Below are 8,638 nucleotides of genomic sequence, written 5' to 3'. Positions count from 1 at the left end.
CGGTGGTGCATCTCGTTCTGGAAGGTCTTGATGTGCGAGTTGTTGTCGCCGTACACGTACCAGTGCGAGCCGCCGGGGAAGCCCGGCACACCGCTCGACGAGTGCGACGGGCTGGATCCGTGCAGGTCGCCGGTGCGGCCGGAGCGCGCGTCGGAGTCCTCGCGCAGACCGAGGATGCGGGCGCACTGCCACGGCTGCCAACCGCGCTCGCGGTAGAGGATGAGCGCGCGTTTGTCCTGCTCGGCCTTGGACGCCCGGCTGGGGTAGCCGGACCCGCCGACACTGCGCCACGTCGAGAGGTCGAACTGGTACGCGCCGTAGTGCGCGTTGCCGGTGTCGGTCGAGTAGTTGTCGCTCGACTCGCACATGCGCAGCCGGTACCAGGTGTGCTCGGACGGGTCGGCCGAGGCACCGGTCATCGGCACCACGATGCAGGCGGTAGCGGCGGCCAGCACGGCAACGCCGGCCACGGTGCCCCGGCGCAGGCGAGCACCCCGGCGCGGTGCCTCGATCGGCGCCAAATCCGGGCGCGCGTCCGTGCGCGCAGTCGTGTCGCGATTGTCGCCGGCCCAATCGGTGAAGAACGACGACATCGCGCCTACGACGCGGTTCGGCTGACTGCTCCCCATGCGCGGCGGATCCCTTTCGGCGTGACGGAGCCGACGCCGTCGACCCGCAGAAATGCGAGCCGTGGCGCCGGGTCCGGCAGCCGTGGACCGACTGCCGAAGCGATGTATCAACTGCCCCAACCGTCACACGAGACACAATGATTCACAACCCCATCACCAAGCTCATCGGTTATTTCCGGGCGTGTCGGAGCAGAACGCAGGCGAGACTGTGCTATTTGCACCACCGGTTGCGCCTGCCGTGCGACCACTACCGCGACATGATTCGAACGATCCGAAAATTGATCGAATTACACGCGTGTAGTACTCGCGCGGGCAATAAATCGAGGCGGTTGCGGGCACGGTCCTGGCATGGCAGAGCTTCGTCGCGGTGTCCTGTTCGACGTCGACGGCACCCTCGTCGACACCACGTTCCTGCACGCCGTCCACTGGGCCGAGGCGCTGCGCCAGCACGGTCACGACGTGAGCTGTGCCGACGTGCATCACGCCATCGGCATGTCCGGTGCGTACCTGCTCGAGCGCCTGCTCGGCGACCACGACACGACGCAGGACGACGCGATCGAGGATGCCCACGACACGCTCTACAAGCAGGAATGGGGACGGCTGCGCCTGCTGCCCGGCGCTGCGGACGTGCTCCGGGCCTGCGCGCAACGCGGGCTGGACGTGGTCCTCGCGTCGTCGGCGTCCGAGGACGAGCTGACCGAGCTGCGCCGCACGATCGGTGCCGACGACGCCGTGACCGAGGCGACGAGCTCGAGCGACGCAAGTGCGGGCAAGCCGGCGCCGGACATCGTCCAGGTCGCGCTCGAGCGCACCGGTCTGTCGCCTGAGCGCACCGTCTTCGTCGGCGACGCGGTGTGGGACGGCGTCGCCTGCCAGAGCGCGGGCGTGCGATTCGTGGCGCTGACGTGCGGCGGGACACCGGAGGACGAGCTGCGTGACGCGGGTGCCGTCGAGGTGTGGCGCGATCCCGCGCAGCTACTCGCGCATCTGGACGACAGCGTGCTCGGCACGCTGTAACGACGCGCTCAACCGAGCAGCTCGCGCGCGACCTGCAGATCGGCGACCAGCCCGTCGTAGGCGGCCTGCCGCTCGTCCGGCTCCGCGCGCAGGACGGCGGACGGATGAATCGTCGCCAGCCCGTGTTCGATGCCGAGCTCGCTGCCCGCCAGGCCGGCGAAGTCACCCGTCTCCGGTGGCCAGGACAACGCCTCGCCGCGGTGCTGCGTCAGCCGGAACGACGCGCCGAACAGTGAGCCCGCGGCCGTCGCGCCGAGCGCCACCACGAGGTGCGGACGCACCGCGGCGAGCTCGGCGGCGAGCCACGGCCGGCACGCCGTCGACTGGCCGGCCGACGGCTTCTCGTGGATGCGGCGTTTGCTGCCACGTACCGCCTTCCACCGGAAGTGCTTGACCGCGTTGGTCACGTAGGTGTCGCCGCGTTCGATGCCCGAGTCGCGTAGTGCGCGGTCGAGGACGCCGCCGGCCGGCCCCACGAACGGTGCGCCCTCGGTGTCCTCGACGTCACCGGGCTGCTCGCCGACGAACACCAATCGGGCGGTCTGCGGCCCACGGCCGAAGACGACCTGCGTCGCGTTCTCGTACAGATCGCAGCCCGTACATCCGGTGGCTGCCTGGGCCAGGTGTCCGAGGTCGGACGCCGAGGGCACGAACTGCGCGGCGCCGGGATGTTTCGCACGAGTCGGCATGTCATCTGCCTACCCGCGGCCACCGACAACGCGTGCGGGCATGTGTGCTCAGCTGCCGCCAGACCCCTTGGCACGGCGACGTTTCGCACGGGCGCCGAGCGCGGCGAGCATCGCCTGGTCGTAGTCCATCGGCTCGAACGGGACGAGCCGACGGATCGCGTCGTCGCGCACAACCACCTCGTTGCGCATCGACTCGACCAGCGAACGCACCGTGCGCGCATCGACCCCGGTGATGAACGGCAGCAGCCGCGACGCAGCGAGGGCGGACAGTCGCACGCCCGGGGTCGGCACGGTGACCTGCAGCGCCGGTCGTCCCTCGAGCGCGCTCAGCCGACTGAGCACCTGCGTGTACTGCAGCACCTCCGAGCCGCCGATGTCGTAGGCGCGACTGCCGGTGTCGGGGAGCTCGAGCACGCCGAGGAGATAACGCAGCACGTCGTCGAGCGCGATCGGTTGCGACCGGGTGTGCGCCCAGGTGGGCGCGGCGAGCGCCGGCAGGTGCTCGACCATGCCGCGGATGATCTCCCACGACGTGCTGCGGTCGCCGATCACCATCGCCGCGCGCAACGACGTGACCCGCACACCGCCGTCGGCCAGCAGGCCCTCGACCTCCTGCCGGCTGCGCAGGTGGGCGGACAGGTTGTCGGCCGGATCGCCGAGCCCGCTCAGGTACACGATGTGCGACACCCCGGCCAGTTGCGCCGCGGCGCCGAACGCCCGCGCGGCCGCGGCGTCCCGGTGGCGGAAATCGCCGTGGTCGAGCGAATGCACGAGGTAGAAGGCGACGTCGTGACCGGTCAGCGCGGCGGGCAGCGTCGCCGGCTCACCGACGTCGGCGCCGACCGGCTTGCCGGGCCCGGTGTAGCGGTCCGGGTGCCGGGTCAGCGCGTCGACCTCGTGACCGGCCGCCAGCAGTTCCGGGACGAGGTGGCGCCCGACGAAACCGGTGGCGCCCGTCACGAGTGTGCGCATCGTCGTCTCCCGCCGCGTGCAGTTCTGGGGTGCGAACCTCTGCCGTACGGTCTCGATTGCGCACTGGTCACACTGTCGGTGAACGCTGTACACCGATCAGTTAAAGTGCCATTACCCCTAACCCCTCCGAGCCCAACCGGGCCTGAGCGAGGAGCCAGACAGTGACCGCCGAACCCCTCGAGAAGACATCGCCATGGGAATCCGTGGACGACGATCTGACCTCGGCCCTGGAGCACCTGCGCCGTGCCTTGCGGGTGCGCGACAACGATCTGCAGTCGACTCTTGACGCCGTCGCTGCCGAGGCGGTGCGCATGGTCGACGCCGCCGAGTTCGCCGGCGTCAACCTCTTCGTCCGCGGCAAGTTCTTGCCGCAGGCGACCTACGGCGTGCCGATCGCCGAACTCGACGCCTTCCAACTGGCGCATGGCATCGGGCCGTGCATCGACTCCTCCCGTGACCAGAAGGCGATCGTCTCGGTCTCGATGGAGGTCGAGGACCGCTGGGCCGAGTTCGGGCCGCTGGCCGCCCGCCTCGGTGTGCACTCGGCGCTGTGCGTCCCGCTGTGGGTCGACGACAACCAGCTGGGCTCGCTGAGCCTCTACGGTTCCACGAAGTCCGCGTTCGACGAGCGGGACGAGGCCGTCGCGCGGCTGTTCGCCCTGCACGCCGCGATTGCGATCGCCGACACGCAACGGGTGCAGAACCTGCAGGCGGCGCTGCGCAATCGTGACGTGATCGGGCAGGCGAAGGGCATCCTCATGGAGCGTCGCCGGATGACGGCGGACCAGGCCTTCGACGTGCTCGCACAGCATTCGCAGCGCACGAACCGGAAGGTGTTCGAGATCGCCGAGGCTTTTGTGATGTCCGGCGAATTGGCCTGAACGCACGACACGGGGCTGGCTGTGAGCGCGCTGCGGCGCGGGGGTAGATCACCGCTGGGTGGAACGTACCGCCCGTGAATGAAGGGACGCGTGCCGTGCCGCCGCTCGTCCCACTGACACCCGACACGGTTGCCGCGGCGCAACTCGACTGGAGCGACAAGCTCGTCGACGCGGCCCGCGCTGCCGGCGAGGACGTCGACGTGGCGGTGGCGCTGGCATTCGAGTACGGCACGCGACTGCCGCAACCCGGCGCCGGGCAGACCGCGGCTCGCTGGGCGGTGCTCGCAGACGTCGCCGCCGTCAACGTGACCGTCGCGCGTGTCCTGGAGGCACACAGCGACGCGTTGGCCATCCTGCGCGAGGCCGGCGAGCCGGAGGCGGCACTCGACGGTTCGTGGGGTGTTTTCGCTGCCGAAGCAGCGGATGCGCGGCTGGCCGCGGACGGTGCCGGCGAGCACGTGACGCTGTCCGGCCGCAAGCCGTGGTGCTCGCTGGGTGACCGCCTCGACAACGCGCTCGTCACCGCACACGTCGACGGCGAACAGCGCCGGCTGTTCCGGGTCGCGCTGCGCCGTCCGGACGTACGGGCAGACGCCCCCCACACCTGGGTCGCCCGCGGTCTGCGCACCGTCACCAGCGTCGGGTTGACCTTCGACGACACGCCGGCGCGCGCGGTCGGCGCACCCGGGTGGTACCTCGACCGGCCCGGATTCGCCTGGGGCGGGATCGGCGTCGCAGCCTGCTGGTACGGCGCGGCACTCGGCGTGGGTGGCGCCGTCACCGCGGCCGCCGCCCGGCGCCCCGGCGACCTGCCCGACATGCACGCCGGCGCGGTCGACGCAGCACTGCACGCAGCCGGCTGCACCCTCGCGCAGGCAGCACAACAGGTGGACGCCGGAGCTGCGGCCGGTGCGGACGGCGAGCTACTCGCGCTGCGGGTCCGCGCGGTGGTTGCCGATGCGGCTGAGGCGGTGCTGCGGCACGCCGCGCACGCGCTCGGCCCGGCGCCGCTCGCTTTCGACGCCGCGCACGCCGCGCGGGTTGCCGACCTCGAGCTGTACGTGCGCCAGCACCACGCCGAACGTGATCTGGCCGCGCTCGGGCACCGCGTCGCCGGCCGGGCGACCCGGTGAGGCGCGACGTCGTGTCCCAGCAGTTCCGGCACAGCGATCGCGGCACCGACGCCCGCGAGTGGGACCCGATGCGCGCCGCGCTGGACCCGATCCGACCGCCGGCCGCGCAGGACCACATCGTGGTGGTGGCGGCACATCCGGACGACGAGACCCTCGGCGCCGGCGGCCTGCTGGCGATGGCGGAGGCCGCCGGCGCGACCGTCACCGTCGTGGTGGCCACCGACGGTGATGCGTCGCACCCGACGTCACCGACCCACGACGCCCGCGAGCTCGCAGCCATCCGCCGCCGCGAGGTCTACGCCGCCCTGGCCGAACTGGCGCCCAGTGCGCAGGTGCACCTGCTCGGCCTGCCGGACAGCTTCCTCGACCGGCACATCGACGCACTGCGCGAGGGCCTCGCGCCCTTGCTGGTGAACGCCACGCACGTCGTCACCACCTGGACCGGCGACCGCCACCCCGACCACGAGGCGTGCGCCCACGTCGTCGCCGCGCTGCTGCGTGAGCAGGACGCGCACGGCCGCGCGGTCGAGCAGTGGCAGTACCCAGTGTGGGCGTGGCACTGGGCGCAGCCCGATGACGGGTCCCTGCAGGCGCCCGGGATGCGCAGGCTGGAGCTCGACGACGCCGCGATCGCCGCCAAGCAGCGTGCGGTGGCCGGCTACCGCAGTCAGATCGCCGCGCTGTCCGACCAACCGGGCGACGAGGCGGTGTTGTCGCCGCGGATGCTCGCCCACTTCGACGCGGACCACGAGGTGTTCGTCGTCAGCCGTGCAGCGCACCTGGCCGACCTCGCCTACTTCGACGACCTCTACCGGCACAGCGCCGACCCGTGGGGTCTCGACGCGCGCTTCTACGAACAGCGCAAACGCGCCGTCATGCTCGCCGCGCTGACCCGGCCGCGGTTCGACCGCGCTTTCGAGCCGGGGTGCTCAACCGGGGCGTTGACGATCGAGCTCGCCCGGCGCTGCCGCGAGGTCGTGGCGTGGGACGTCGCCCGGGCGGCGGTCGACGCCGCGCGCCGGCGGCTCGACGGGGCACAGAACGTCGTCGTGGGGACCGGCCGCATTCCCGACGAGTGGCCCGACGGCCGATTCGATCTCGTGCTGCTGAGCGAGGTCGGCTACTACTGCGACGATCTCGACGCGCTCGTCCGGCAGGTCGACTCATGTCTGAGTGACGACGGCGTGCTGGTGGCCTGTCACTGGCGCCACCCCGCCTCGATGCACTCACACACCGCCGGCGCGGTCCACGCGGCGTTGTCGGCCGGCCGACGCATGATCGTCAATCACGTCGAGGACGACTTCCTGCTGCAGGCGTGGTCGCGTACGGGTGAGTCCGTCGCCGTCGCCGAGGGCATCGTCGAGCCGGACGCACCGGACGGCGACCCGGCGTGATCGAGCATGTCGGTGTCGTCATCCCCGCCGCGGACGAGCAGGAGCTCGTCGGGCGCTGCCTGGAATCGGTGCTCGACGCTCGGGCGCAGCTGCTCGACCACACGCGTGGCCGGGTCAGTGCCGACGTCATGGTCGTGCTGGACGCCTGCCGGGATCGCACCGCCGAGGTCGTCGCGGGCTTCGCCGACGTGTCGGCCGTCCCGGTCGCGTACCGGTGTGTGGGGCGGGTGCGCGCGGCCGGGAGTGCAGTGGCCGTGGCGCACGCGGCCGTGCGCGGCGTACCGGCAACGCATCTTTGGCTGGCGAACACCGACGCCGACTCGGTCGTGCCGCGCAATTGGCTGGAGCGAATGGTGGTGCTGGCCGACGCGGGCACGGCGGTCCCCGGTGCGGACGTCGTGGTGGGCACCGTGCTGCCGGGGGACGAACTGATCGACCGGGCACGAGACGAGTGGCTGCGACACCATGATCCGCGCGACGGCCATCGGCACGTGCACGGCGCGAATCTCGGGGTGCGCGCCAGCACGCTGCAGGAACTCGGCGGCTGGTCGGCGCTGGTCGACGGCGAAGACGCCGACCTCGTCGCGCGAGCCGAGCGGGCGTCGCTGACCGTGGTGCGCACCGGCGGTATCGAGGTGCGGACGAGCGCTCGGGCCTACGGCCGGGTGCCCCGCGGGTTCGCCGGTTACCTGCGCCGGATCGGCGCCGCAGACGCTGTCACCGCAGGCGGCCCCGGGACCGAAGTCACCGGGGCCGCCGAAGACACCGACACCGCCATCGATCAGGCGGGCTGACTCAGACCTTCTCGGCCTCGTCGCCGGGTGTCGTCGGGCCGGCTGCCGTGGTCGGCGCGGACTCGCTCTGCTGCGCGCGCACCGACTCCTCGACCTTCTTGCCGAGTTCGGCGTCGACGTTCGTCCAGTACTCGAACGCACGCACCAGCACCGGCTCGGTCACGCCGTTGAGCAGGTGGCCGCTGATGTTGCTGACCAGCCGCTCGCGGGCGTCGTCGTCGAGCACCTCACGCACCAGCGTGCCGGGCTGCACCCAGTCGCTGTCCTGCTCGTGCTGGGTGTACGCGGCACGCACCATCGGGCCGCCCGCGTCCCACCCCTTGCCGTCCTGCTGCGCGGTGTCGGCGTGCGGGCCGCCGTAGGAGTTCGGTGCGTACACGGGCTGGTCCGCAGCGTTGAACCGGTAGTTCATCGCCCCTTCCTTGCTGTACGTGTTGAGCTTCGCGGCCTTGGGAAAGTTCACCGGCAGCTGCTGGTAATTCGTGCCGATGCGGTAACGGTGCGCGTCGGCGTAGCTGAAGATGCGGCCGAGCAGCATCTTGTCCGGTGACACGTCGATCCCCGGTACGAGGTTGGACGGTTCGAACGACGACTGCTCGATCTCGGCGAAGAAGTTCTGCGGGTTGCGGTTCAGCGTCATGACGCCGACCTCGTGCAGCGGGTAGTCGCTGTGCGGCCACACCTTCGTGAGGTCGAACGGGTTGAACCGGTACTCCTCGGCGTCGTCGAACGGCATGATCTGCACCTTCAACGTCCACGACGGGAAGTCGCCGTTCTCGATCGCGCCGTACAGGTCCTGCCGATGGTTGTCCGGGGAGGTGCCGGCGATCTCGTCAGCCTTGTCCTGGGTGAGGTAGTCCGCGCCCTGATTCGTCTTGAACTGGTACTTGACCCAGTACCGCGTGCCTTCGGCGTTGATCCACTGGTACGTGTGACTGCTGAAGCCGTCCATGTGCCGCCAGGTGCGCGGGATGCCACGATCGCCCATCAGCCAGGTGACCTGGTGGGCGGATTCCGGCGAGAGCGTCCAGAAGTCCCACTGCATGTTGTTGTCGCGCAGCCCCGAGGCCGGCAGCCGCTTCTGCGAGCGGATGAAGTCCTGGAACTTCATCGGGTCCTTGACGAAGAA

General features: G+C 70.8%; 9 protein-coding genes. 5 read left to right on the top strand and 4 right to left on the bottom strand.

Annotated features, from left to right (window positions below; genetic code table 11):
* Positions 1–629 (bottom strand): transglycosylase family protein (locus ACFFCN_RS03930; protein ID WP_375489824.1); only part of this gene is annotated, 629 nt, incomplete at its 3' end.
* Between the two features lie 348 nt (positions 630–977).
* On the opposite strand from ACFFCN_RS03930, the gene ACFFCN_RS03925 reads away from it, so the two are divergent.
* Positions 978–1,646 (top strand): HAD family hydrolase, encoded by a 669-nt coding sequence (locus tag ACFFCN_RS03925; RefSeq protein ID WP_375489823.1) that lies wholly within the window; start codon positions 978–980, stop codon positions 1,644–1,646.
* 8 nt (positions 1,647–1,654) lie between these two features.
* On the opposite strand, the gene ACFFCN_RS03920 is transcribed toward ACFFCN_RS03925, so the two are convergent.
* Together ACFFCN_RS03920 and ACFFCN_RS03915 are read right to left on the bottom strand one after the other, a co-directional pair.
* Positions 1,655–2,335, bottom strand: a complete 681-nt coding sequence (locus ACFFCN_RS03920; RefSeq protein WP_375489822.1) for a UdgX family uracil-DNA binding protein — start codon at positions 2,333–2,335, stop codon at positions 1,655–1,657.
* A gap of 48 nt (positions 2,336–2,383) precedes the next feature.
* Positions 2,384–3,307 (bottom strand): NAD(P)H-binding protein, encoded by a 924-nt coding sequence (locus ACFFCN_RS03915; protein ID WP_375489821.1) that lies wholly within the window; start codon positions 3,305–3,307, stop codon positions 2,384–2,386.
* A 161-nt stretch (positions 3,308–3,468) separates the two neighbouring features.
* On the opposite strand from ACFFCN_RS03915, the gene ACFFCN_RS03910 reads away from it, so the two are divergent.
* The 4 genes from ACFFCN_RS03910 to ACFFCN_RS03895 all read left to right on the top strand — a co-directional run bounded on the left by ACFFCN_RS03910 (position 3,469) and on the right by ACFFCN_RS03895 (position 7,509).
* Positions 3,469–4,188 (top strand): GAF and ANTAR domain-containing protein, encoded by a 720-nt coding sequence (locus tag ACFFCN_RS03910; RefSeq protein WP_375489820.1) that lies wholly within the window; start codon positions 3,469–3,471, stop codon positions 4,186–4,188.
* Between the two features lie 74 nt (positions 4,189–4,262).
* A complete protein-coding gene (locus ACFFCN_RS03905; protein WP_375489819.1) occupies positions 4,263–5,321 on the top strand; it encodes an acyl-CoA dehydrogenase in 1,059 nt (352 codons plus the stop codon).
* Positions 5,318–6,715 (top strand): PIG-L family deacetylase, encoded by a 1,398-nt coding sequence (locus tag ACFFCN_RS03900; RefSeq protein WP_375489818.1) that lies wholly within the window; start codon positions 5,318–5,320, stop codon positions 6,713–6,715. The genes ACFFCN_RS03905 and ACFFCN_RS03900 overlap by 4 nt, the downstream gene beginning before the upstream one ends.
* A complete protein-coding gene (locus tag ACFFCN_RS03895) occupies positions 6,712–7,509 on the top strand; it encodes a glycosyltransferase (RefSeq protein ID WP_375489817.1) in 798 nt (265 codons plus the stop codon). The genes ACFFCN_RS03900 and ACFFCN_RS03895 overlap by 4 nt, the downstream gene beginning before the upstream one ends.
* 1 nt (position 7,510) lies before the next feature.
* On the opposite strand, the gene ACFFCN_RS03890 is transcribed toward ACFFCN_RS03895, so the two are convergent.
* Positions 7,511–8,638: catalase (locus ACFFCN_RS03890; protein WP_375489816.1), on the bottom strand; the 1,128-nt coding region annotated here is incomplete at its 5' end.

Origin of the sequence: uncultured Jatrophihabitans sp., assembly GCF_964246335.1 — a bacterium.
Classification (GTDB): Bacteria; Actinomycetota; Actinomycetes; order Mycobacteriales; family Jatrophihabitantaceae; genus Jatrophihabitans.
The sequence above is the reverse complement of the archived record's forward strand: the minus strand, read 5'-3'. Positions and strand labels throughout refer to the sequence as shown.

Bases quoted from the DNA above. Each gene is read 5' to 3' on its own strand.
- ACFFCN_RS03925 (WP_375489823.1), top strand. From the start codon at position 978: ATGGCAGAGCTTCGTCGCGGTGTCCTGTTCGACGTCGACGGCACCCTC.
- ACFFCN_RS03915 (WP_375489821.1), bottom strand. From the start codon at position 3,307: ATGCGCACACTCGTGACGGGCGCCACCGGTTTCGTCGGGCGCCACCTC.
- ACFFCN_RS03920 (WP_375489822.1), bottom strand. From the start codon at position 2,335: ATGCCGACTCGTGCGAAACATCCCGGCGCCGCGCAGTTCGTGCCCTCG.